Source organism: Mesorhizobium sp. P160927 (assembly GCF_057766385.1).
This window is the reverse complement of record NZ_JBYMDW010000001.1, coordinates 7501-30967: the sequence shown is the minus strand read 5'-3', so window position 1 is coordinate 30967 and position 23467 is coordinate 7501. Positions and strand designations below refer to the sequence as shown.

Genomic DNA, 23467 nt, shown 5'->3' with positions numbered 1-23467 from the left:
CGAAAAGGTCAATGCCCATCAGGCCCCTCCAGTATAGTCTTCAGCGAAACCTTGGCTGAACCGGGTTTCAGCGGCTTTTGCTGCGATGCATCGGGCGCCCAGCCGGACATCCAGACCGTCGAGAAGCTTGCCCTGATACGACCGTCGGGGTCGGAAAAACGTTCGGCGTAGATTTCCGCGGCGCGGGCAAACAGCTGGCGCGTGCCCGGCCGCCGGCTGCGGTCGGCCAGCGCGCTGGTTTCGCCCATGGCACGCAGATCCGCCATCAGGGCAAACAGGTTGGCATAGCGCACCGTCACCGTCTCGACGTCGGCGACCGGCAGCGCGAAACCGGCGCGCTGCAGCAACGCACCGGCATCACGTACGTCGGTGAAGGGGATGACGCGAGGGCTGACGCCGCCGTAGAGCTCTGTCTCCGCGGCAAGCAGGCTTTCGCGCAGTTCCGCAAGCGTGCCGGCTCCTGCGAACGCGCCGAGGAAAAGTCCGTCCGGCCGCAGCGCGCGGCGGATCTGGATCAACATGCCCGGGATGTCGTTCATCGCCTGCAGCGACAAAAGCGATACCACCAGATCAAGACTTTGCGGCTCGAACGGGACGGTCTCCGGCGGTGCAATCAGGCCGGCGGCACCATTCAGGAAAGCCGCGGCCGTCTCGACACGGGCGATATCCTCCACCTTGCCGCTCCGCGCAAGGACGCCGGCCGCGGCCGATGTCTGGCAAAACAGCACCGCCGCCTTGGCGAACTTTCGCTCGACGGCGCCCAGCCGGTCGGCGAGATCGTCGGCGGCACGGCGCATGAGGAAGTCGGCGCCGTCAACCGGATGGATGAGCGCGCGCCGCTTGTGCGCCAGCCACAGAGAGGTGTCCATTATCGGCTGCAAGGGATTGATCCTTGTATGTCGGCCCCTTGATGTGATTGGTATGGTGGCGCCGAGGAACCAATCACGTGGCCGATCCGATGCCCAAGATCAAGTCCGTCGAGATCAGCAAGCTGGCCGGGTCTGCTGCCCGGTCGGCTCTGGGCTGGCCGGCGCGCATCCTGTTTCCGCCGGTCTGCGCCGGTTGCCGCCGGCAGGTCTCGCAGCCTGGTGTGTTGTGCGGCGCCTGCTGGCCGAAGCTGCGGCTGCTGGAGCGGCCCTGGTGTCCGGTGATGGGCACGCCGTTCACCCATCACATGGGCGATGGTTTTCTGTCGGCGGAAGCGATCGCGGATCCGCCGCCCTTCGAACGGGCACGGGCCGCGGTCGTCTACTCCGGCGTTGCCCGCCAGATGGTGCAAGGGCTGAAATACCAGGACCGTACGGATCTCGCACCCTGGATGGCGCGCTGGATGGTCCGTGTGGGCGCCGACCTGATCGCCGACGCGCATGTGGTGGTGCCGGTGCCGCTGCATTGGCGCCGTTTTTTCAGGCGGCGGTTCAACCAGTCGGCGGAACTGGCGCGCGCGGTTTGCGAACTTAGCGGGCTGCCTTTCGCGCCCTCCGCCATGCGGCGTGTAAAACTCACCCGCCAGCAGGTCGGACTGGAGCGGCAGGAGCGCGAGGAGAACGTGCGCGCCGCCTTTCGCGTGCCGGCAGAGGCCGAGATCGAGATTGCCGGCCGAAGGGTGCTTCTGATCGACGATGTCTACACCACCGGCGCCACCGTGCGTGCCGCCACCAAGGCGCTGAAAAGGGGAGGTGCGGCCGCCGTCGACGTGCTGACCTTTGCCCGTGTGTTGCCGGGGGACTTCCGGGCGGACGAGTCCGTGACTATATAAGTCGTCAACAGGAGCGGAATTCGTCATGGTCGATGTCACGATCTATACGCGCATGATGTGCGGCTACTGCACGGCGGCCAAGCGGTTGCTGGAGCGCAAAGGCGTCCCCTATACCGAGCACGACGCTTCCTTCTCTCCGGAACTGCGCCAGGAGATGATGTCGCGGGCTCACGGGCGCACGACCTTTCCGCAGATTTTCATAGGCGACACGCATGTCGGCGGCTGCGACGACCTCCATGATCTGGAGGCAGAAGGCCGACTGGACAAACTGCTCGCCAACGGCTCGTCGAACTGAGGGGATGACAATGAGTGTTTTCAGGGCGGCGGCAGTGCAGATGCGTTCAGGCGAGAGTCCCGAGCGCAATGCGGCCGATATGGAGCGGCTGGTGCGCGAGGCCGCGGACCAGGGCGCCATCTACATCCAGACGCCGGAGATGACCGGCGCGCTGATCCGCGACAAGGAAGCGCGTGCCGCCTCCTTCACCTCGCAGGACAAGGACATCGTTGTCGCAACCGCGCGGAAGCTCGCCAGTGAGCTTGGCATCTTCCTGCACGTTGGCTCGACCGCCATACTGCGCGCCGACGGCAAACTCGCCAACCGCGCGCTCCTGTTCGGACCCGATGGCGCGACGCTCGCCACCTACGACAAGATCCACATGTTCGACGTCGACCTCGATAACGGCGAAAGCTGGCGCGAATCCGCCGCCTATGAGCCGGGGACCGAAGCCGTCGTTATTCCGATCAACGATGCGAAACTAGGCTTTGCCGTCTGCTACGACCTGCGTTTTCCGCAATTGTTCCGTGCCGAAGCGATGTCCGGCGCCGAGGTGCTGACCGTGCCCGCGGCCTTCACCCGCCAGACCGGCGAAGCGCATTGGCATGTGCTGCTCAGGGCACGCGCCATTGAGAACGGCGCCTATGTCGTCGCCGCCGCTCAAGGCGGCCTGCACGAGGACGGCCGCGAGACCTATGGGCATTCGCTGATCGTCGATCCGTGGGGTCGCATCATCGCCGAGGCCGCGCATGACGAGCCAGCGGTGATTGTCGCCGAGATCGACCCGGCGCAGTCGATTGCCGCGCGCAAGAAAATCCCCAATCTCAGGAATGCGCGGGATTTCACCATCAATGCCGGCGAGGCGTCGCGTCTCAGGGGCGCCGCATCTTGATCCGCTTTTCCCTGATCTGCGAAAACGAGCATGAGTTCGAGGGTTGGTTTCGCAGCAATGACGATTTCGACACGCAGAAGAAGCGCGGTTTTGTCGATTGCCCCAGCTGCGGCTCGCACAAGGTCGAGAAGGCGCTGATGGCCCCGGCCGTTTCCACGGCCCGCAAGCAGGAAACCATAGCGCTTGCCATGGGCGAGGCGCAGAAGCAGGCGCTGGCGCAGCTGAAGGCGATGGCCGAGAAGGTGCGCGAAAACGCCGACTATGTCGGCGACAAGTTCGCCGAGGAAGCGCGCAAGATCCATTTCGGCGAAACCGATGCGCGCGGCATCTATGGCGAGGCGACGCTTGAAGAGGCCAAGGGCCTGGCCGAGGACGGCGTCGAGTTCATGCCGATCCCGGTGTTTCCGGACGACCGGAACTGAGCGATCAGCTGACGCTGCCGATCAACTTTTCCAGCAGTTGCGAAAGCGTTTCCCGTTCGGCCAGTGTAAGGCCGGACAGGATCTGATGCTCGTTCGCCACATGTGCCGCAACGGCCTCGTCGATCAAAGCGAGCCCCTGTTCGGTCAGCCGCACGACGATGCCGCGCCGATCGTTGGGGTGCGGTGCACGCAGGATCAATCCGGCCTTTTCCAACCGGTCGAGCCGGTTGGTCATGGCGCCGGAGGTCACCATGGTGGCCTCGTAGAGCGCTGTCGGGGTCAGTGCGTACGGTGAGCCGGAGCGGCGCAGCGTCGCCAGCACATCGAACTCTCCCGCCTGCAGTCCAAAACGGGCAAACAGCGGGGCGAGGCGATCACGTGCTATCAGCGAGGAGACCTCATTCAAGCGCCCAATCACGGCCATCGGCGACACATCCAGGTCCGGCCGTTCCCGCTGCCATTGCTCGATGGCTTTCCCAGCGCGGTCCATCTATCTCACCATAGTATCTTGACGTTAAGAATCTTTCCATTATCTTATCTCAATATTCAACGCCGGCCAAGAGGCTGTGCACCCATAGGGTTCATCATGAAATATCTCTGGGATTCGGCGCTCGGCTTGCTGGTTGTCACCGGCGGCCTGCTGGGCCTGACGCTGCCTTTCGGCAAGCTCGCCACTGCGGCCGGCGTGCCAGCCACGGTCTGGGCCTTTGTCATCTCGCTCGGCGCCGGCGGAGTGCTTTTGGGCGTGCTCTTGGCGCGTGGTCAGCGCATCCGGCTCACCCCGCACAAACTGCGCTATTTCTTCGTCACCGCGGCAGTGTCCTATGCCGTCCCCAATCTCCTGATGTTTTCGGCCATTCCGCATCTGGGCGCCGGCTACACCGGCATCATGTTCACGCTGTCGCCGGTGATCACACTGGTGTTTTCGATCCTGCTCGGCGTCCGGCGCCCCAACATGCTGGGCATATCAGGCATTGCAGTTGGTTTCGTCGGCGCCGTCATGGTGGCGGTGACGCGCGGCGAGGCTGGCCAGCCGGCCGATCTGTTCTGGGTGGTGATGGGGCTGCTGATCCCGGTCAGCCTTGCCGCCGGCAACATCTACCGCACCATCGACTGGCCGGAAGGAACTGGTCCGATCGAACTCGCGGTCGGCAGCCATCTGGCGTCCGCGGCGATGCTGCTCGTCGGCATCCTGATCTTGCTCGGAGGCAAGGCCTTCGTCCAGCTTGGCGCCGTGCCGCTCATCGTCGTGGCGCAGATGGCCTCGGCATCGGCGATGTTTGCTTTCTTCTTCCGGCTGCAGGCGGTTGGCGGTCCGGTCTATCTCAGCCAGATCGGCTATGTCGCGGCAGCGGTCGGGCTGTTTGCCGGCACGATCTTCCTTGGTGAACACTATCAACTGCTGACCTGGGTCGGCGCCGTCATCATCACCGCGGGCGTGTTCATCACCACCAAGGCGCAGAGCCAGAAAGCCTGACGGCTTCGAGGCTCACGTCGCACTGCCGTCAGCGTCACCGCCGGGCTCCGGCCTCGGCTGGCTGAGGATTGGCTGTCAGACCGATTCCTTTTCCGCCAGCACCATGTAATTGACGTCCATGTCCTTCGACCGCGCCCAGCGGTCGGCAAGCGGATTGTAGGTGACGCCGGTGCGGTCGATGACGGTCAGACCGGCGCCGCGTAGCGCCTTTTCCAGCTCTTCCGGGCGCACCAGCTTGCCGAATTGGTGGGTGCCGCGCGGTAGCCAGCGCAACACATATTCGGCGCCGATGATGGCGAGGCCGAGCGCCTTGAGCGTGCGGTTGATGGTGGCCACGAACATGATGCCGCCCGGTTTGACCACCTCGCCGCATTTGGCGACGAACAGGTCGATATCGGCGACATGTTCGACCACTTCCATATTCAGGACGACATCGAATTTTTCGCCGGCCTCGGCGAGATCTTCCGCCGTCGTGGCACGATAGTCGACGCTGACATTGCCCTCGGCGGCATGCAGTTTCGCCACTTCGATGTTGGTTTCGGAGGCGTCCGCTCCGACCACCTCGGCACCGAGCCGCGCCATCGGCTCGCACAAAAGGCCACCGCCACAGCCGATGTCGAGGATGCGCAGGCCCTCGAACGGCCGCGCCGCCCGCGGGTCGCGGCCGAAGCGCGTCGCGATCTGGTCGCGGATATACGAAAGCCGGACCGGATTGAATTTGTGCAGCGGACGAAACTTGCCGTTTGGGTTCCACCATTCGGCGGCGAGGGCGGAAAAGCGTTCCACCTCTCCGGCATCGATCGTCGATCGTCGGGGCTCAGGCATCGGTTGGTCTCCTCGACACTGCGCCGCGCGTCCTTCGGACGCGCAAAGGACGCTGTAGCACTTTGATTCTGCGCATGATCCCTTTCCGAAATCGAAGTCGATTTCGGGGTCATGCGCTAGGAAGTCGGGCGTGAGGCATCGAATGTCAAGGCGACATTTTCCTCTGCTGACAAAGTGGCTGGGCGATCAAAGGCCGGCTTATTTCGTGTCCAGCACGTCGCGCAGCTTGGCCGCCAGCTGCTCGATGGTGAACGGCTTGGCCAGGAAGTGGACGTCATGATCGAGCACGCCGTTGTGGACCACGGCGTTCCTGGTGAAGCCGGTGGTAAAGACCACTTTCAGCCCGGGCTGGCGCGCGAGCGCTTCCTCGGCGAGCTTGCGGCCGTTCATCACCGGCATGACGATGTCGGTGAAAAGCAAAGCGATGCCTGGTGTCGCGGCGAGCTTCTGAAGGGCCTCCGGTCCGCTCCCCGCATGGATGACGATGTAGCCGAGTTCGCGCATGATATCCGTCGTGGAAGCCCGCACGCGGGCGTCATCCTCGACGACCAGGATCGTCTCGGTGACCTTGGCCGTGCTCTTGTCCCGCCCGACGGGCGTTGCCGGCTCCTCGGCTCCGAAAAACCGGGGCAGGTAGACCTTGATCGTCGTGCCTTCGCCGGGCTCGGAGTAGATCTTGACGTGGCCGCCCGATTGTTTGACGAAGCCGAACACCTGGCTCAGCCCAAGTCCCGTGCCCTTGTTGACCGGCTTGGTCGTGAAGAAGGGTTCGAAAGCCCTGGCGATGGTCTCAGGCGACATGCCCGCGCCGGTGTCGGTTACCGCGATCATCACATATTGGCCAGGCGTGACTTCGGCGTGCGTCGATGCATAGCCGTCGTCGAGGTGGCTGTTGACAGTCTCGATGGTCAGCTTGCCCTCATTGTCCATGGCGTCACGGGAATTGACGGCCAGATTGAGGATCGCGTTCTCGATCTGGCTGGGATCGGCCCGGGTTTTCCATAGGCCGCCCGCTAACACTGTCTCGATGCGGATGCCTTCACCCAAGGTGCGGCGCAGAAGATCGGACATGCCGGTCAACAGCCCGTTGATGTCGACAACCTGCGGCGCCAGAGGCTGCAGGCGGGAGAAGGCAAGCAGGCGGGAGGTCAGGTCGGCGGCACGGCTGGCCGCGTCGGTCGCGGCCTCGACGAGCTTTTCGATGTCATGCTCGCCCCGCTTCAGCTTGCGCTGGGCAAGGTTCATGGCGCTGAGGATCACCGCCAGCATGTTGTTGAAGTCGTGGGCGATGCCGCCTGTCAGCTGTCCGACAGCCTCCATCTTCTGCATCTGGCGCATCTGGGATTCGGCCTTTTCGCGCGTCTGGATCTCGTTGCCGAGTTCGATGTTCTTGCGCATCAGCTCTTGCTGGGCGACGACCACCTCGTGGAAGCGGCGACGGGATTGACGGATGGTGTAGGCGGCAAGCAGGAAAATCGCCAGCAACGCCGCCAGTGAGCCGATGCGCAACCAGGCCTCGACCCGGTCGGTATGCTCGTCGCGCGCGGCCACCGCGGCTGCGCCGATACGCCTGATTGTGTCCATGCTGCCCCGCATCTCGTCCATGGCGGCCTTGCCATGGCCGCTGCGAACCAGTTGCAGGGCCTGTGCCGCATCGCCTCGCTCGTAGAGAGCTATGGTTTCCGCCAGGTCGGCCTGCTGTTGCGAAAGCGCGTCCTTGATGTGGCCGATCTGCTGGGCGATCTGGTCGTCGGGAGCGGTCGCGCTGTCGACCCGCGCCAATTGTCCCGGAATTGCCTCGACGGCCTTCCGGTAAGGCTCCAGATAGGATTTTTCCCCGGTCAGCAAGTAGCCGCGCTGACCACTCTGGGCCTCCTGCGCCAATGAAAGCAGCCCGGAAAGCTGTTCCTGGTATTCGATTGTCTCGCGTGCGGCGGCACGATTGGCCCTTTGGCTCTCAACGAGCACCGCACGGGTGCCAACGATCAGTGCCAGCACCGCAAAGCCCGCGACAAGCGGGAGCGATTGCAATCGCATGGCGCGCCGAAGCCGAGCAATCATCTGTTATGCCGAACCAAAAGCAATTTCCCGCAGGCAGCATTTGGTAAGCGGCGCCGGGCCGGAAGGCAATATGTCGTGCTGCTACGCAATCCGCCGTCAGCCTTGCGAAACCTTCCTCATTTGGCTATGGAGGCCGCGCATTCAGTGGCCGGCGGCAGCCGGGCGCTTTCTTCCATTTTCGGCCGCGGGCCGGCTCCAGTCAAAGGCATTTCGCTTCCATGGCGCGTATCGTGATGAAATTCGGCGGGACCTCCGTCGCCGACATCGCTCGCATCCGCAACGTGGCACGTCACGTCAAACGCGAGGTCGACGCCGGTCACGAGGTGGCTGTGGTGGTTTCGGCGATGGCCGGCAAGACCAACGAGCTGGTCGGCTGGACCCGCGAGGCCTCACCGATGCACGATGCGCGCGAATATGACGCGGTCGTCGCTTCCGGCGAACAGGTCACCGCTGGCCTTCTCGCCATCACCTTGCAGAACATGGGCGTGCATGCGCGCTCCTGGCAGGGATGGCAGATTCCGATCAAGACCGACAACGCGCATGGCGCGGCGCGCATCCTCGACATCGACGGCGCCTTCCTGGTCAAGCGCTTCGGCGAAGGCCAGGTGGCTGTCATCGCCGGTTTCCAAGGCATCGGGCCGGACAACCGCATCGCCACGCTCGGACGTGGCGGCTCCGATACAAGCGCCGTGGCGATCGCCGCCGCGATCAAGGCCGACCGCTGCGACATCTACACCGACGTCGACGGGGTCTACACCACCGACCCGCGCATCGAGCCCAAAGCGCGGCGGCTGGCCAAGATATCGTTCGAGGAAATGCTTGAAATGGCCTCGCTCGGCGCCAAGGTTCTGCAGGTGCGTTCGGTCGAACTTGCCATGGTGCACAGGGTGCGTACCTTCGTGCGGTCGTCCTTCGACGATCCCGATGCGCCCGGAATGGGGGATTTGCTCAATCCTCCGGGAACGCTCATTTGCGACGAGGAAGAGATCGTGGAACAGCAGGTCGTCACCGGAATTGCCTACGCCAAGGACGAGGCCCAGATTTCGCTGCGCCGCGTCGGCGACCGGCCGGGCGTCGCCGCCGGCATTTTTGGGCCGTTGGCCGAGGCCAATATCAATGTCGACATGATCGTCCAGAACATTTCCGAGGACGGCAAGCTGACCGACATGACCTTCACCGTGCCGTCGGGCGATGTCGACAAGGCGCTGGCCGTGCTCGACCGGCTGAAAGCCGAGATCGGCTACGATGTCGTGCAGTCGGAAGCCGGCATGTCGAAGGTTTCCGTCATCGGAATCGGCATGAGGAGCCATGCGGGTGTCGCCGCCACCGCCTTCAAGGCGCTGGCCGACAAGGCGATCAACATCCGTGCCATCACCACATCCGAGATCAAGATTTCGATACTGATCGACGGTCCTTATACGGAACTTGCGGTTCGCACTTTGCATTCCGTCTACGGTCTGGATAAGCAGTAGCAGGACTGAATCAGCTGTTGCGCACTTGCCGGGCGCGGCGGAAACTGCCTCGGCAAGAAGTCTATTGGAGAAGAAGCCGCGATGCGTGACACGGCCGTTGGCCCGCGCGTTTTGCTGAAACGGCTCCGCGAGCTCATGCAGGAGCCGCTGGAGCCGCAGGAGCGGCTCGACCGGATTGTGCGCGACATCGCCTCCAACATGGTGGCAGAAGTCTGCTCGCTCTACGTGCTGCGCGCCGATTCGGTGCTGGAGCTCTACGCCACCGAGGGTCTGAACCCGAACGCCGTCCACCTGGCGCAGCTGCGGCTTGGGCAAGGCCTGGTCGGCACCATTGCCGCGAGTGCCAGGCCGCTCAACCTGTCCAACGCGCAAGAACACCCGGCCTTCGCCTACCTCCCGGAGACCGGGGAGGAGATCTACAATTCCTTCCTCGGCGTGCCGGTGCTCAGGGCAGGGCGCACGCTGGGCGTCCTGGTCGTCCAGAACAAGACAATGCGCCACTACCGCGACGACGAGGTCGAGGCGCTGGAAACCACGGCCATGGTCATCGCCGAGATGATCGCCACCGGCGATCTGGCGCGGCTGACCCGGCCAGGCCTCGAACTCGACCTGCGCCGGCCTGTCAGCTTCACCGGCCTGTCCTTCAACGACGGCGTCGGGCTCGGTCACGTCGTGCTGCACGAGCCGCGTATCGTCGTCACCAATTTGTTCAACGAGGACAGCGAGGAAGAGGTACGGCGGCTCGAGGCCTCGCTTGGTTCTCTGCGGCTTTCCATCGACGACATGCTGGAGCGCCGCGATGTCGCCTTCGAGGGCGAGCATCGCCAGGTGCTGGAAGCCTACCGCATGTTCGCCAACGACCGGGGCTGGGTACGGCGCCTGGAAGAGGCGATCCGTAACGGCCTAACGGCCGAGGCAGCGGTCGAAAAAGTTCAGAGCGACATGCGCGCCCGCATGCTGCATATGACCGATCCTTATCTGCGCGAGCGGATGAGCGATTTCGACGATCTCGCCAACCGGCTGTTGCGCCAGCTGATGGGACGTGGGCCCGAGGATGTCGCGGCCTCGCTGCCCAAGGACGCCATCATCGTCGCCCGCTCGATGGGCGCTGCCGAACTGCTCGACTATCCTCGCGACAAGCTGCGCGGGCTGGTGCTGGAGGATGGCGCGGCGACCAGCCATGTCGTCATCGTCGCGCGCGCCATGGGCATTCCCGTCGCCGGCCAGATGAAGGGCGCCGTTTCCATGGCGGAAAACGGCGATGCCATCATCGTCGACGGCGAGGAAGGCGCGATCCATCTGCGGCCGCAATCCGATCTCGAAGCCGCCTATGCCGAGAAGGTGCGGTTCCGGGCGCGCCGGCAGGAGGTCTACCGCGAACTGCGCAAGAAGCCGTCGACAACCCGGGACGGGGTCCAGGTCGACCTGCTGATGAATGCCGGGCTTGCCGTCGACCTGCCGCAGTTGGCGGAGGCGGGCGCTGCCGGCATCGGCCTTTTCCGCACGGAACTGCAGTTCATGGTCGCCTCGACCTTTCCACGCGCCGAAGCCCAGGAAAAACTCTACCGCGACGTGCTCGAGGCCGCGCGCGGCAAGCCGGTCACCTTCCGCACCATCGACATTGGTGGCGACAAGGTGCTGCCCTATTTCAAGGGTGCGATCCAGGAAGAGAATCCGGCGCTCGGCTGGCGGGCAATCCGCCTGACGCTAGATCGGCCGGGCTTGCTGCGCACCCAGATCCGCGCCTTGCTCAAGGCCAGCGGCGGGCGCGAGCTCAAGCTGATGCTGCCGATGGTGACCGAGCTCGGCGAAATCGCCCAGGCGCGCGAAATCATCGACCGCGAGGTGCGGCATCTCTCACGCTTCGCCCATCATCTGCCGACCAGTCTCAAGCTGGGCGCCATGCTGGAAGTGCCATCGCTGCTGTTCCAACTCGACGAACTGATGAAGGCGGTCGACTTCGTCTCGGTCGGATCGAACGACCTGTTCCAGTTCGTCATGGCGGTCGACCGCGGCAACACGCAGTTGGCGAACCGCTTCGATACGTTGTCGGCGCCGTTCCTGCGCGTGCTCAAGCAGATCGCCGACGCCGGCGCCCGCAATCATACGCCGGTCACCCTGTGCGGTGAACTCGCCGGCAAGCCGATCTCGGCGATGGCGCTGATCGGCCTCGGGTTCCGCTCGATCTCGATGTCGCCGGCCTCGATCGGTCCGGTCAAGGCAATGCTGACGGAGCTGCCGCTGGAGGAGCTGAAGGCTTTCTTCGACGACAATCTCATGGCGCCGGCGCAAGGGCTGCCGATGCGGGCGTTGCTGCAGGCCTTCGCCGACGACCGCTCGATCCCGTTGTAGCAGCCTCATCATGGTCAATTTGCCCCGCGATCGTATGGATCAAGTCGTCAAGCGTTTCGAGATGCTCGAAGCGCAGATGTCGGCCGGGCCGGCGCCGGATGCCTATGTGAGGATGGCATCGGAATATGCCGAGTTGCAGGAGATGGTGGCCAAGGTCAGGGAATTGCGCTCGGCCGAGCACGAGCAGGCCGACCTCGAAGCAATGCTCGCCGACAAGGGCACCGACGCCGAGATGCGGGCGCTTGCCGAGGCCGATCTGCCCGGCGTCGAGGAGCGCATCGAGGTGCTGCAGAAGGACATCCAGATCCTGCTCCTGCCTAGGGATGCCGCCGACGACAAGAACGCCATTCTTGAAATCCGCGCCGGCACCGGTGGCGATGAGGCGGCACTCTTCGCCGGCGACCTGTTTCGCATGTACGAGCGCTACGCCGCCGAACGCGGCTGGCGGTTCGAAACGGTATCGGCCAGCGACGGCGATGCCGGCGGCTTCAAGGAAATCATCGCCACGATCTCCGGTAAAGGTGTGTTCGCCCATCTGAAATTCGAATCCGGGGTGCATCGCGTCCAGCGCGTGCCGGCCACCGAGGCCAGCGGCCGCATCCACACGTCAGCCGCCACCGTCGCGGTGCTGCCGGAAGCCGAAGAGGTCGACATCGATATCAGGGCCGAGGACATCCGCATCGACACGATGCGTGCCTCCGGCTCCGGCGGCCAGCACGTCAACACCACCGATTCCGCAGTCCGCATCACCCATCTGCCGACCGGCATCATGGTGGTGCAGGCGGAGAAGTCGCAGCACCAGAACCGGGCCAAGGCCATGCAGATCCTGCGCGCCCGGCTCTATGACATGGAGCGCAGCAAGGCGGATGAGGAGCGTTCCGAGTCGCGCAAGTCGCAGGTCGGTTCCGGCGACCGCTCCGAGCGCATCCGCACCTACAATTTTCCGCAGGGCCGGGTCACCGACCATCGCATCAACCTGACGCTCTACAAACTCGACCGGGTGATGATGGGTGAACTCGACGAAATCGTCGACGCGCTGATCGCCGATCATCAGTCGAAGCTGCTGGCCGATATCGGTATCGATGGCTGACCATCCGCCCGCGACGCTGGGGCCGCTGCTGCGGGAAGCGCGGACCCGGCTTGCCGCAGCCGGTATCGATGATCCCGCGCTCGATGCGCGGCTGATCGTCGAGCACTATTCCGGCACGACGCGCACCCATGCGATAGCCGACCCCGAGTGCAGGATCGACGGGGACGTCATGGCCGCGATCGATGGCGCCCTGAGACGGCGAGCCAGCGGCGAGCCGGTGCATCGCATCCTCGGGTATCGCGAATTTTACGGTTTGCGCTTGCGGCTGTCGCCTGACACGCTGGAGCCGCGACCTGACACCGAAACGCTGGTCGAGGCGGTGCTGCCCTTCGTCAAGGCAATAGCCGCGCGGGAGGGCACATGCCGCATCCTCGATCTCGGCACCGGCACGGGCGCGATCGCCCTGGCGTTGCTGAGCGCCGTGCCGGCCGCGACCGCCACCGGTGTCGATATCTCCGCCGGCGCTCTGGCTACGGCGGCCCGCAATGCCGGGCAATTCGGGCTCGGCGGCCGGTTCACCGCGGTTCAGTCGGATTGGTTCGAAAAAGTTTCCGGCCGGTACCATGTAATTGCCGCAAACCCTCCCTATATACCGACTCACGAGATTGGGAATCTGCAGGACGAAGTCCGCGATTTCGACCCGCGCCTTGCCCTTGATGGCGGTGTGGATGGGCTGAACCCCTACAGAATCATCGCCGCCGAGGCGGCAAGATTTCTGGAAGCCGAAGGCAGGATTGCGGTCGAGATCGGCCACACACAAAGCAACGACGTCAACGATATATTTCGCGCAGCCGGTTACGCGGCTGGCGAGCTGTTTGGCGATCTCGGCGGAAACGACAGGGTTCTTGTTTTTCAACGGGCAACGTCTTGACGCAGTGCAAAAAAAGCGCTTGGCAATACCGGGGAATGCGGCTAGGGTCGCCTAACCGGATGAGACGAAGCAGGCAGTGCTCTTAGCGATTCGGTTTTTCCTTGGAAATAGCTGCCTTCTTGCGCAAACGACGCCCAAGCTTCGTGCGGGAATCGTCCGGCAAGTGATGTAACCGGAAACAGGATGACACGTGGCGCCAACGCAATCGATGCGGGCGAACGCCGGTGAAGAAACGGCTGGCTGCATGAGCGCCTCCGTTCGTGAAGAGTTTTTCAAAATTTCAGAGATGAAGAGAGTCGAATGAGGCCACAACAGCAGAACAGGCGCATGCGCGGTCGCAACAACAATGGCGGCGGCGGTGGCAATAACAATAACAACAACAATAACAACAACCGCAAGGGGCCGAATCCGCTTACGCGCAATTACGAGAGCAACGGCCCGGACGTGAAAATCCGTGGATCGGCTCAGCAGATTGCCGAAAAATATGCCACGCTCGCCCGTGACTCGCACAGCTCCGGCGACCGGGTTATGGCGGAGAACTACCTCCAGCACGCTGAACACTACAATCGCATCATTGCCGCCGCGCAGGCGCAGATGCCGATCCAGAACGTCCAGCAGGCACGCGACGAGTTCGACGAGGACGGCGATGACGATCGCGACGAGTTCGACAATGCCGCCAACAGTGGGGCCGCCAACAGTGGGGCCGGCAACAGTGGGGCCGGCAACAGTGGGGCCGGCAACAGTGGGGCGGGCAACAGTGGGGCGGGCAATAGCAGCGGCAATGCCGGTTCCGATCCACAACTTCCCGTAATCAACCATGGCGCAGGTCCGCAGCCGGTGATCGAGGGCATGCCGGCGGAGGTTGCGCTCAACCGGGAAAACGGTCGCGACAATCGCGAAAATAGCGGGCGCGACAATAGCGGGCGCGACAATAGCGGGCGCAACAATGGCGGCCGCGACAACAGTGGCGGACGCCACCGAGATCGCCGCCCCAATGGCGGCTACGGCCAGCGCGACTACGCTTCACCCGAACAGGGCGGCCAGCAACAGCGCAACGAGGCCCCGGGGCAGACGGAAGTCCAGGCAGAGGCCGCTTCACCGCCCGAGACCGTCACGGCGGTCGAGCCGGCTCCGCGGTTCGAGAATTTTTCACCGGCAGGTCTGGCCGCCCAGGCCGAACTCAATGAGGCGGCCGCCGAAAGCGGTGCTGCCCGGCGTCCACGGCGTCCGCGCCGTCCGCGCACCAATGCCGATCAGGTCGAGAGCGGCAGCGAAAATGAGGATGCGGCCGAGACAGCGGCGGCTCCGGCCGACAGCGGCGGTGCCGAACCCGTGGTTTCCGACATCGACAACTGAGCGAACGGCATTCAAGGCCTTGAGCGGCGGAGAGAAATCTCCGCCGTTTTTGTTTGGGCTGACGTGGAATATTATGCACCTGCCATATTGCGACATCTTGAGGGGCAAGGGCCCATGCACCATATCTGGCTTGAACAGGATCCGGCTCGAATGAGCGGGTCCGTCACCGCAATCTGATCCGGTGCCGCAAAGCGGGCCGGTGATGGAAGGAGACAAATATGAACCTTGAGAAATACTCAGAACGCGTGCGCGGCTTTATCCAGTCCGCGCAGACCATGGCCCTCTCGCGCAACCACCAGCAATTCACCCCCGAACACATTCTGAAAGTCCTCGTCGACGATGACGAAGGCTTGGCCGCGTCGTTGATCGAGCGCGCCGGCGGCAATGTCCGCGATGTCAAGCTCGGCGTCGAGACGGCGCTCGAGGCGATGCCCAAGGTGGAGGGCGGCAATGGCCAGCTCTATCTGGCGCAGCCGCTGGCCAAGGTGTTCTCGACCGCCGAAGAACTGGCCAAGAAGGCCGGCGACAGCTTTGTCACCGTCGAGCGGCTGCTGCAGGCGCTTGCCATGGAGAAATCGGCCAAGACCGCCGAAATCCTGGCCAAGGCCGGCGTCACCGCGCAGGCGCTGAACCAGGTCATCAACGACGTCCGCAAGGGCCGCACCGCCGATTCGGCGAGTGCCGAACAGGGCTATGACGCACTGAAGAAATACGCCCGCGACCTCACCGCAGACGCCCGCGCGGGCAAGCTCGATCCCGTGATTGGCCGCGACGACGAGATTCGACGCACCATCCAGGTGCTGTCGCGCCGCACCAAGAACAACCCGGTGCTGATCGGCGAGCCGGGCGTCGGCAAGACGGCGATCGCCGAAGGCCTGGCGCTGCGCATCGTCAATGGCGACGTGCCGGAATCGCTGAAGGAGAAGCAGTTGATGGCGCTCGACATGGGCGCGCTGATTGCGGGTGCCAAATATCGCGGCGAATTCGAGGAGCGGCTGAAGGCCGTGCTTTCGGAAGTCACTTCGGCCAGTGGCAACATCATCCTGTTCATCGATGAGATGCACACGCTGGTCGGCGCCGGCAAGGCCGATGGCGCCATGGATGCCTCGAACCTTCTGAAGCCGGCGCTGGCGCGCGGCGAACTGCACTGCGTCGGCGCCACCACGCTCGATGAATACAGGAAGCATGTCGAGAAGGATCCGGCCCTTGCCCGCCGTTTCCAGCCCGTCTTCGTCGACGAGCCGACAGTGGAGGACACGGTCTCGATCCTGCGCGGCCTGAAGGAGAAGTACGAGCAGCACCACAAGGTGCGTATCTCCGATTCGGCACTGGTGGCGGCGGCGACATTGTCCAACCGCTACATCGCCGACCGCTTCCTGCCGGACAAGGCGATCGATCTCGTCGACGAAGCCGCCTCGCGGCTCAGGATGCAGGTCGATTCCAAGCCCGAAGCGCTGGACGAGATCGACCGCCGCATCATGCAGCTCAAGATTGAACGCGAAGCGTTGAAGGTAGAGACGGACGATGCCTCGAAGGACCGGCTTGCCCGCCTGGAAAAGGAACTCGTCGGCCTGGAAGAGGAATCGACAGAGATCACCGCGAAGTGGCAGGCCGAGAAGCAGAAGCTCGGGCTAGCGGCCGACTTGAAGAAGCAGCTCGACGAGGCGCGCAACGACCTTGCCATTGCCCAGCGCAAGGGTGAGTTCCAGCGCGCCGGCGAGCTTGCCTATGGCAAGATCCCGGACCTGGAAAAGAAGCTGAAGGAGGCCGAAGCCCAGGACGGCAAGGCCGGCATGGTCGAGGAAGTGGTCACGCCCGACCACGTCGCCCATATCGTGTCGCGGTGGACCGGCATTCCGGTCGACAAGATGCTGCAGGGCGAGCGTGATAAGCTGTTGCGCATGGAAGACGAGATCGGCAAGCGTGTCGTCGGCCAGGGCGAAGCGGTGCAGGCCGTTTCCAAGGCAGTGCGGCGTGCCCGTGCGGGCTTGCAGGATCCGAACCGGCCGATCGGCTCGTTCATGTTCCTTGGGCCTACCGGCGTCGGCAAGACGGAGCTGACCAAGGCTTTGGCCAATTTCCTGTTCGACGATGAGACGGCGCTGGCGCGCATCGACATGTCCGAATACATGGAGAAGCACTCCGTCGCCCGGCTGATCGGCGCGCCTCCCGGCTATGTCGGCTATGAGGAAGGCGGTGCGCTGACCGAAGCGGTGCGGCGCCGGCCCTATCAGGTCGTGCTGTTCGATGAGATCGAGAAGGCGCATCCGGATGTCTTCAACGTGCTGTTGCAGGTGCTCGATGACGGGCGGCTCACCGACGGGCAGGGCCGCACCGTCGACTTCCGCAACACACTGATCATCATGACGTCTAATCTGGGCGCCGAATATCTCGTCGCTCTCGGCGAGGACCAGGATGTCGATGCCGTACGAGACGAAGTGATGGGCGTGGTCAGGGCATCGTTCCGGCCGGAGTTCCTCAATCGCGTCGACGAGGTGATCCTGTTCCACCGGCTGCGCCGCAAGGACATGGACCGTATCGTCGAGATCCAGCTCAAGCGGCTCGAGAGCCTGCTGACCGATCGCAAGATCACGCTGTCGCTGGATCCTGAGGCGATCGAGTGGCTGGCGGCCAAGGGCTACGACCCCGCTTATGGTGCCCGGCCGCTGAAGCGGGTGATGCAGAAGGAGCTGCAGGATCCGCTGGCGGAAAAGATCCTGCTCGGCGAGATCCTGGACGGCTCGACGGTCAAGGTCACGGCCGGGTCCGACCGGCTGAATTTCCGCTCCAAGCCGGCGATCGTCGCGGCCGAGGTTGCGGCCTGATTCAGAAGCCGCGCGTCCACCGGACGCGCGGCTTTTTCATGCAATTGGCGGGGATTGATGACGCTGGACGATTACAACGGCTTCTGCGCCTCGCTGCCCGCAACGAACCACGTTGTGCAATGGGGCGGCGCCCATGTCTGGAAGGTCGGGACCAAGGTGTTTGCGATCGGTGGCTGGGATCAGGGTCAGCAGCTCTTCGTCACCTTCAAATGCTCCGACATCGCCTATGACGTGCTCAAGGAGCAGCCCGGCCTGCGCCCCGCTCCCTATCTTGCCTCCCGCGGCATGAAGTGGATCCAGCGTCAGACAAGCCAGAGCATGGATGATGGTGCGCTGAAGGACTATCTGCGCGAGAGCCACCGCCTTGTTGCCCTTAAGCTGACGAAGCAGGCGCGCAAGGAATTGGGGCTTGGCGCAAGCTAGCCAATATTCCCCGAGGCGCCGGAAAACCGCCATCTTCATGCCCGGTTCATGTTGGAACCATATGGTGGGTAACTGGTTTGCTGGCGAAGGGTTCGCCGACCTGAACAATGCCGAGCGGCGGCACATACGGACCGGAGAGTTTCGCACGATGCTGCGCACTATCTTCACCCTTTCGGCGCTTGCCGCGGGACTGGTGTTTTCCAATGCGTTCGCCGCGCCGACGCATGACGGTGCCGCCCAGCCTGTCCGTGCGTCCGGGAGCGGCGGCATTCTGCTCGCCCAGGACGGCAATCTCGACATTTATTATGATGCCAGGGGCAATCGCGTCATCGTCGATTCGGACACCGGCAAGGTGATCGCCATCCAGCCGCCACAGACACGGCTCGACCGGCGGGCGCTGCGCCGCGAGAGCCGGATGCGTGAACTTGGCCGCGCACCCGCCGACGATGATCGTTACTATCTCGACGATCCCCAGGACATGGCCCGCTTCCGCCGCAGACAGTTGGAAGAGGAAGGCCGGGTCATTCCACCGCCCGCCGACGAATACGATCCCGACGGAAGTGGTTCAGTCGACGCCTATCCGCCGGCACCGCAGGACGACGGCAGTTACGACAACAATTATCCCGATGCGCCGCAGCCGGCAAAGCCGGGTACAATAAAGCGCCAACCGCTGAACGAGGCGTCGATAGACCCCGTCCGGCCGGCAGACCCGACGGACCAAGCAGCGCCCTCCGACCAGGCGGCATTGCCGCCGAAGGCCGGCGACAAGACGTCAGTCGATCCGGCGCTTTCGCTGGGGGCACGCCAGGATGTCGCGGCCCTGCAGGTGCTGCTCGACCGGGGCGGGGCTTCGCCTGGCGTCATCGACGGGCGCTTCGGTTCGAATGTCGACAAGGCGCTGGCGGCCTACAATCAGATCAACGGCAGCAGCCTCAAATCGACCGATTCGGTCGGCATCCAGGCCGCACTGTCGCAATCCGGTGGCGACCCGTTCGCCAACTACACCATCACCGCGGAGGATGCGGCCGGCCCCTATGTCGCGTCGATCCCGGAAGATTATAGCCAGAAGGCGCAACTCGACCGCATGGGCTTCACCTCCGTGACCGAGGCGCTGGCCGAGCGCTTCCACATGGACGAGAACTATCTCAAGGCGCTCAATCCGGACGCCAATTTCAATCGTCCCGGCACGATCATCAAGGTCGCGAATTTCGGCAAACTGGTTTCTACCCCCGTGACCCGCATCGTCGCCGACAAAGGCAAGAAGGAAGTCTTTGCCTATGACGGGTCGGGCAAGCTGGTCGCGGCCTACCCCGCCACAATCGGCTCGTCGGACACGCCATCCCCGACCGGCATTCATGCCGTGTCGCGTGTCGCGCTCGATCCGAACTACACCTATAATCCCAACATCAACTTCAAGCAGGGCGAGAACAACAAGATCCTGACCATTCCGCCTGGGCCGAATGGCCCGGTCGGATCGGTGTGGATCGCGCTGGACAAGCCGACTTACGGCATTCACGGGACGCCGGAGCCCTCGAAGATAGGCAAGACCGAGAGCCATGGCTGCGTGCGCTTGACCAATTGGGACGCGCGTGAACTGGCCAAGCTGGTCTCGCCGGGTGTCCCGGTGGAGTTCGTCGAATAGGGTATGTCGATATTTGGGCGATGCCGGCCTGACGTGATTCTCAACCAATGATCCTGCGCACCCACTTCACATTCGGCGTTGCCGCGTAGATCAACTGCACCACAAGAATGAAGCCGACGCTCGCCAACGGGGTGATCAGGCAAAGTGCGGCGCCGACGGCCCACAGGATCTGCGCCTTGACGATGCGCAGGTAGACCGTGCGTTTCGTTTCCGGGTCGACGTCCTCCGCGACAAGGCCGCTCCTCTCCGCATACCACCAGCTGACGAACAGCGTGATGCCAAGCATCAAGAGGTTGAGCCAGTAAACCAGCACCGCGGTCCTGAATTCCAGAAAATCGGCGAGAAGGTCGGTCGAGAACGGCAAGAGCGCAATGAAGGCGAGAAAGCAGAGGTTCAGCGTGGCCAGCCGTCTGTCGGATTTGGCGACCAGACCATGCTGGGCCTGCTGGCCGAACCAGAAGATGGTCAGGGTCAGAAAGCTCAAGGCATAGGTGAGGAAGCGTGGCGCGAGCGCCGCGATGGCGGCGAGCAGATCATGTTCGGAGTGGACCACCTCATGCGCCGGCACCCTGATCTCGAGCACGATCAGGGTGAGCGCGATGGCGAACATGCCATCGGTGATACCGACAATACGGCCGCGCCCCTCAACCGATGCTTCGAGCGGACGCTTCATCGATTTCTCCTGCCCGCGGGTCCTGAAAAACCTAAAGCGCGTCTCGTCGAAACGGATCCGTGCGACGCGCTTTTAAATCTTGCCTGATGCATGTCGTTGTCGCAAAACCGAGGTCACTTCCGCGCGACATGAATTAGCATGACTGCCGCGGTTTGCATCGGGGCAGATGCGATCCCTGGCAATATGGCTGGTTTCAAGGACAACAAGCCGCTGGCCGGTTGTTGCCGCCGCGCCGACGGTCTAATGAGGCTGACATGCATGCGCCCAATCGAGCCGCCGCCGTTCCGCTGACCGCTCCGGTCGCGAATGGCACGTTCTGCCCGCAATCGCAGCGGCGTTATGTCTTGATCGCGGCGATCCTGGCCTCGGCGCTCGGCTTCATCGACGGATCGATCCTGGCGATCGCCATGCCGGCGATCCGCGTCGACCTCGGCGCCAGCCTTGCCGAGGCGCAGTGGATTTCCAATGCCTATGCGCTGACACTCTCGGCGCTGATCCTTGCCGGCGGTGCCGCAGGCGATCGGTTCGGGCTGCGCCATGCTTTCGTGGCCGGCATTGCGCTGTTCGTCGTGACCTCGCTTGCCTGTGCGCTGGCGCCGAACGCTGTCGTGCTGATCGCATTTCGCGCGCTCCAGGGCATCGGCGCCGCGATCATGGTGCCGGGCAGTCTCGCCATTATCGCCAAGGCCTATCCCAAGAAGGAACGCGGCAGGGCGATCGGCATCTGGGCGGCGGCGTCGGCGCTGACCACCGCTCTCGGCCCCGTGCTCGGTGGCCTGGTGCTCTCGGCTTTCGGCGGCGGCATCTGGCGGGCGATCTTTGCCGTCAATCTGCCGCTCGGCCTGATCTCGATCTATCTGCTGCTCGCCAAGATTCCGGCCGATGCGCCGACGGAGAAACGCAGCCTTGACCTTGCCGGCGGGGCGCTTGCGACGGTGGCCTTCGGGGGGCTCGCCTATGGGCTGACTTCAATGAGCGCCAGCGGCGAGAGCCACATGGCCGGTCCAAGCATTGCCGCGGGCGCCGTGCTGCTTGTCGTGTTCATCCTGTTTGAGCGGCGGCAGCGCGAGCCGATGATAGATCTCAGCCTGTTTCGCATCGGTGCTTTCGCCGGCGCCAACGTCGCGACGTTCTTTCTCTATTTCGCACTGTCAGCCAATCTTTTTTATCTGCCGATGCTGCTGATCGCAGGCTGGGGACTGAGCACCGCCGAGGTAGGCTTCATCTTCCTGCCGTTGTCGGCGGCGATCGCGCTTCTGTCGGGACCCGTCGGCAAGCTGTCGGACCGGATCGGGCCGCGTTTTCCCATTGCCTGCGGCAGCCTGATCGTGGCGGTTGCCTTCGCCGGGCTGGCCTTCCTCGCCTATGCCGGCTTTCACCATTTCTGGACCGGCATCTTCCCCTTGATGGCGCTGATGGGGCTCGGCATGGCGTTGGTCGTATCGCCATTGTCCACCGCGATCATGACGGCGGTGGAAGACAAGGACACCGGCGCCGCTTCCGGCATCAACAACGCTGTCTCACGCATCGGCGGCTTGATCGCGGTGGCGGCGATGGGGTCCCTGGCTGCCTGGATCTACGCCAATGCCCTGGAGGTAAATGCCACCCCTGGCCTGCCTGGCTTCGGCGAACCGCCACCAGCAGGACTTTCGCCGGCACTCGATACGGCGAGGATCGCCGCCAGCGACGTAGCCTTTTCCGCCGTCTCGTTGGTGACGGCGCTGCTATGCCTGCTTTCCGCTGTCATTGCTTGGACGACGATTTCGGGCGAAGCGCTACCGTGGTCGCGGCGCGCCGAACCTCGGCAGGACGAAGGCTGAGTCTCAGCCTTCGATCTTGGCGCTGGCGACCTTCAGCGAATTGCCATCTTCCTGTTTCAGCAGATCGTCGATGCGCTCGCGTTCGCGCTTGAAGGCGACGAGATCGTCGCCCTTCAGCACCTTGCCGACCGGTAGACGGACGCGCATCGGATCGACTTTGGTGCCATTGACGATCAACTCGTAGTGCAGGTGCGGGCCCGTGGCGAGGCCGGTCTGGCCGAGATAGCCAATGGTCTGGCCCTGGCGCACGTGCATGCCCGGCTCCATACCTTTGGCAAAGGCGCTCTGGTGATTGTACGAGGTCTCGTAGCCATTGGCATGGCGAATGATGATCTGCTTGCCATAGCCGCCGGCCCAGCCGACCTTCTCGATGACGCCATTGCCGGCGGCGATGATCGGCGTGCCGATCGGGGCTGCCCAGTCGACGCCTGTGTGCATGCGGACATAGCCGAGGATCGGATGCTTGCGGGCGCCGAAGCCGGAGCGGAATTTTCCGGCGGGCAGCGGATTGCGCAGCAGGAACTGCTGGGCGCTCGAGCCGTCTTCGTCGAAATAGTCCGTGCTGCCGTCCTGCATCTGGAAGCGGTAGAAATTGCGCGTCGTGCCGCCGAAGGTCGCCGAGACATAGAGAAGCTCGGAATTGTCCGAGGTCTGGTCGTCGCCATCAGGCTGTGAGAACAGCACTTCAAGGCGGTCGGAGGGATTGAGGCGGGACTGGAAATCGACATCAGATGCCAGGAGCTTGATCAGCCGCTGGGTCATCGCCTTGGACATGCCGTAGGAATAGGCGGCGCGGTAGATGCCGTCATAGACGTTGGGCAGGTTGCCGCGCACAACCACGGGTGCCGACGAATCGTCGAACGCGGTCAGCAATTCGGGATTGGGCTCGGGCTCCTGGGCCGGCACGTACTGGCCGCGATCGTCGAGCGCGATGGTGACGATATGCGTGGTCTTGTCATAGACGCTTGTCCGCACGACCTTGGCGGCGTCGCCGTGGACCTCGAGGCCAACACGCAGCACCGTTCCGGCCTTGAGCGCCGGCGCGTTGAGCAACTTGGCGATCGCTTCGGCCATGCCGGTGGCATCATCGCCCGTGTAGCCCGAATCGGCGAAAGCCTCCGTGAGGTCGGTGTCCTTGGTAAAGGGGATGATTTCCTCGGCGAAAGCCGGTGCCTGGTCGTCCGCGTTGGCGCGTGGCGATACGGAGACATTTTCCGGCACGATCTTCACATC

Annotated in this window: 20 protein-coding genes (1 of these 20 cut by a window edge); 14 read left to right on the top strand and 6 right to left on the bottom strand. The window is 63.7% G+C overall.

What is annotated here, in order from left to right:
* Positions 1 to 8: 8 nt before the first annotated feature.
* Complete coding sequence (locus AC3CB8_RS00135; RefSeq protein ID WP_023770739.1) at positions 9 to 881, bottom strand: methyltransferase domain-containing protein; 873 nt, start codon at positions 879 to 881, stop codon at positions 9 to 11.
* Between the two features lie 65 nt (positions 882 to 946).
* On the opposite strand from AC3CB8_RS00135, the gene AC3CB8_RS00130 reads away from it, so the two are divergent.
* Genes AC3CB8_RS00130 through AC3CB8_RS00115 form a run of 4 tightly spaced genes read left to right on the top strand, consistent with a single transcriptional unit; the run spans position 947 to position 3347 of the window.
* A complete protein-coding gene (locus AC3CB8_RS00130; RefSeq protein ID WP_352566069.1) occupies positions 947 to 1759 on the top strand; it encodes a ComF family protein in 813 nt (270 codons plus the stop codon).
* Between the two features lie 25 nt (positions 1760 to 1784).
* Positions 1785 to 2054, top strand: a complete 270-nt coding sequence (gene grxC / locus AC3CB8_RS00125) for a glutaredoxin 3 (protein WP_023770737.1) — start codon at positions 1785 to 1787, stop codon at positions 2052 to 2054.
* A gap of 10 nt (positions 2055 to 2064) precedes the next feature.
* Positions 2065 to 2925 (top strand): carbon-nitrogen hydrolase family protein, encoded by an 861-nt coding sequence (locus tag AC3CB8_RS00120; protein ID WP_352566067.1) that lies wholly within the window; start codon positions 2065 to 2067, stop codon positions 2923 to 2925.
* Positions 2922 to 3347, top strand: a complete 426-nt coding sequence (locus AC3CB8_RS00115; RefSeq protein ID WP_023770735.1) for a DUF1178 family protein — start codon at positions 2922 to 2924, stop codon at positions 3345 to 3347. Before AC3CB8_RS00120 ends, AC3CB8_RS00115 begins: the two co-directional genes overlap by 4 nt.
* Positions 3348 to 3351: 4 nt before the next feature.
* Here the strand turns inward: AC3CB8_RS00115 and AC3CB8_RS00110 are convergent, their stop codons facing one another.
* The gene (locus AC3CB8_RS00110) at positions 3352 to 3837 is read right to left on the bottom strand and encodes a MarR family winged helix-turn-helix transcriptional regulator (protein WP_352548762.1); all 486 of its coding nucleotides are present in this window, start codon (positions 3835 to 3837) and stop codon (positions 3352 to 3354) included.
* Between the two features lie 96 nt (positions 3838 to 3933).
* Here AC3CB8_RS00110 and AC3CB8_RS00105 point away from each other — a divergent pair, with 96 nt between their 5' ends.
* The gene (locus AC3CB8_RS00105) at positions 3934 to 4824 is read left to right on the top strand and encodes a DMT family transporter (protein ID WP_023770733.1); all 891 of its coding nucleotides are present in this window, start codon (positions 3934 to 3936) and stop codon (positions 4822 to 4824) included.
* Positions 4825 to 4899: 75 nt separating this feature from the next.
* On the opposite strand, the gene ubiG is transcribed toward AC3CB8_RS00105, so the two are convergent.
* Positions 4900 to 5649 (bottom strand): bifunctional 2-polyprenyl-6-hydroxyphenol methylase/3-demethylubiquinol 3-O-methyltransferase UbiG, encoded by a 750-nt coding sequence (gene ubiG, locus AC3CB8_RS00100; RefSeq protein WP_352566064.1) that lies wholly within the window; start codon positions 5647 to 5649, stop codon positions 4900 to 4902.
* Positions 5650 to 5847: 198 nt separating this feature from the next.
* Complete coding sequence (locus tag AC3CB8_RS00095) at positions 5848 to 7686, bottom strand: CHASE3 domain-containing protein (RefSeq protein WP_352566062.1); 1839 nt, start codon at positions 7684 to 7686, stop codon at positions 5848 to 5850.
* Between the two features lie 242 nt (positions 7687 to 7928).
* On the opposite strand from AC3CB8_RS00095, the gene AC3CB8_RS00090 reads away from it, so the two are divergent.
* The 8 genes from AC3CB8_RS00090 (at position 7929) to AC3CB8_RS00055 (ending at position 19741) form a co-directional block, all read left to right on the top strand.
* Positions 7929 to 9182 carry an aspartate kinase gene (locus tag AC3CB8_RS00090; RefSeq protein ID WP_023783539.1) on the top strand — a complete coding sequence of 418 codons (1254 nt, stop codon included), beginning with the start codon at positions 7929 to 7931 and terminating at the stop codon, positions 9180 to 9182.
* An 81-nt stretch (positions 9183 to 9263) separates the two neighbouring features.
* Positions 9264 to 11534: a phosphoenolpyruvate--protein phosphotransferase gene (gene ptsP, locus AC3CB8_RS00085; protein WP_015315601.1), complete on the top strand. Its 2271-nt coding sequence runs from the start codon at positions 9264 to 9266 to the stop codon at positions 11532 to 11534.
* Positions 11535 to 11544: 10 nt separating this feature from the next.
* On the top strand, positions 11545 to 12624 hold the full coding sequence (prfA, locus tag AC3CB8_RS00080; protein ID WP_352548768.1) for a peptide chain release factor 1: 1080 nt from the start codon (positions 11545 to 11547) through the stop codon (positions 12622 to 12624).
* Positions 12617 to 13495, top strand: coding sequence for a peptide chain release factor N(5)-glutamine methyltransferase (gene prmC / locus AC3CB8_RS00075; protein ID WP_352566059.1), 879 nt, complete (start codon positions 12617 to 12619; stop codon positions 13493 to 13495). Before prfA ends, prmC begins: the two co-directional genes overlap by 8 nt.
* Before the next feature lie 300 nt (positions 13496 to 13795).
* On the top strand, positions 13796 to 14851 hold the full coding sequence (locus AC3CB8_RS00070; protein ID WP_352566057.1) for a DUF4167 domain-containing protein: 1056 nt from the start codon (positions 13796 to 13798) through the stop codon (positions 14849 to 14851).
* A 218-nt stretch (positions 14852 to 15069) separates the two neighbouring features.
* Positions 15070 to 17676: an ATP-dependent chaperone ClpB gene (gene clpB / locus AC3CB8_RS00065; protein ID WP_023770726.1), complete on the top strand. Its 2607-nt coding sequence runs from the start codon at positions 15070 to 15072 to the stop codon at positions 17674 to 17676.
* Positions 17677 to 17733: 57 nt separating this feature from the next.
* On the top strand, positions 17734 to 18099 hold the full coding sequence (locus AC3CB8_RS00060; protein ID WP_352566055.1) for an MmcQ/YjbR family DNA-binding protein: 366 nt from the start codon (positions 17734 to 17736) through the stop codon (positions 18097 to 18099).
* A 148-nt stretch (positions 18100 to 18247) separates the two neighbouring features.
* A complete protein-coding gene (locus AC3CB8_RS00055) occupies positions 18248 to 19741 on the top strand; it encodes a L,D-transpeptidase family protein (RefSeq protein ID WP_352566122.1) in 1494 nt (497 codons plus the stop codon).
* A 40-nt stretch (positions 19742 to 19781) separates the two neighbouring features.
* On the opposite strand, the gene AC3CB8_RS00050 is transcribed toward AC3CB8_RS00055, so the two are convergent.
* On the bottom strand, positions 19782 to 20414 hold the full coding sequence (locus AC3CB8_RS00050) for a TMEM175 family protein (protein WP_352566052.1): 633 nt from the start codon (positions 20412 to 20414) through the stop codon (positions 19782 to 19784).
* Positions 20415 to 20668: 254 nt separating this feature from the next.
* Between AC3CB8_RS00050 and AC3CB8_RS00045 the strand changes: the two genes are divergently transcribed.
* Complete coding sequence (locus AC3CB8_RS00045; protein ID WP_352566050.1) at positions 20669 to 22234, top strand: MFS transporter; 1566 nt, start codon at positions 20669 to 20671, stop codon at positions 22232 to 22234.
* Between the two features lie 3 nt (positions 22235 to 22237).
* On the opposite strand, the gene AC3CB8_RS00040 is transcribed toward AC3CB8_RS00045, so the two are convergent.
* Positions 22238 to 23467, bottom strand: partial view of a M23 family metallopeptidase gene (locus tag AC3CB8_RS00040; protein WP_023783531.1) — the 3' portion only. The gene runs 741 nt beyond the window's last position; the window shows 1230 of its 1971 coding nt (coding positions 742-1971); the start codon falls outside the window, past its right edge; the stop codon is at positions 22238 to 22240.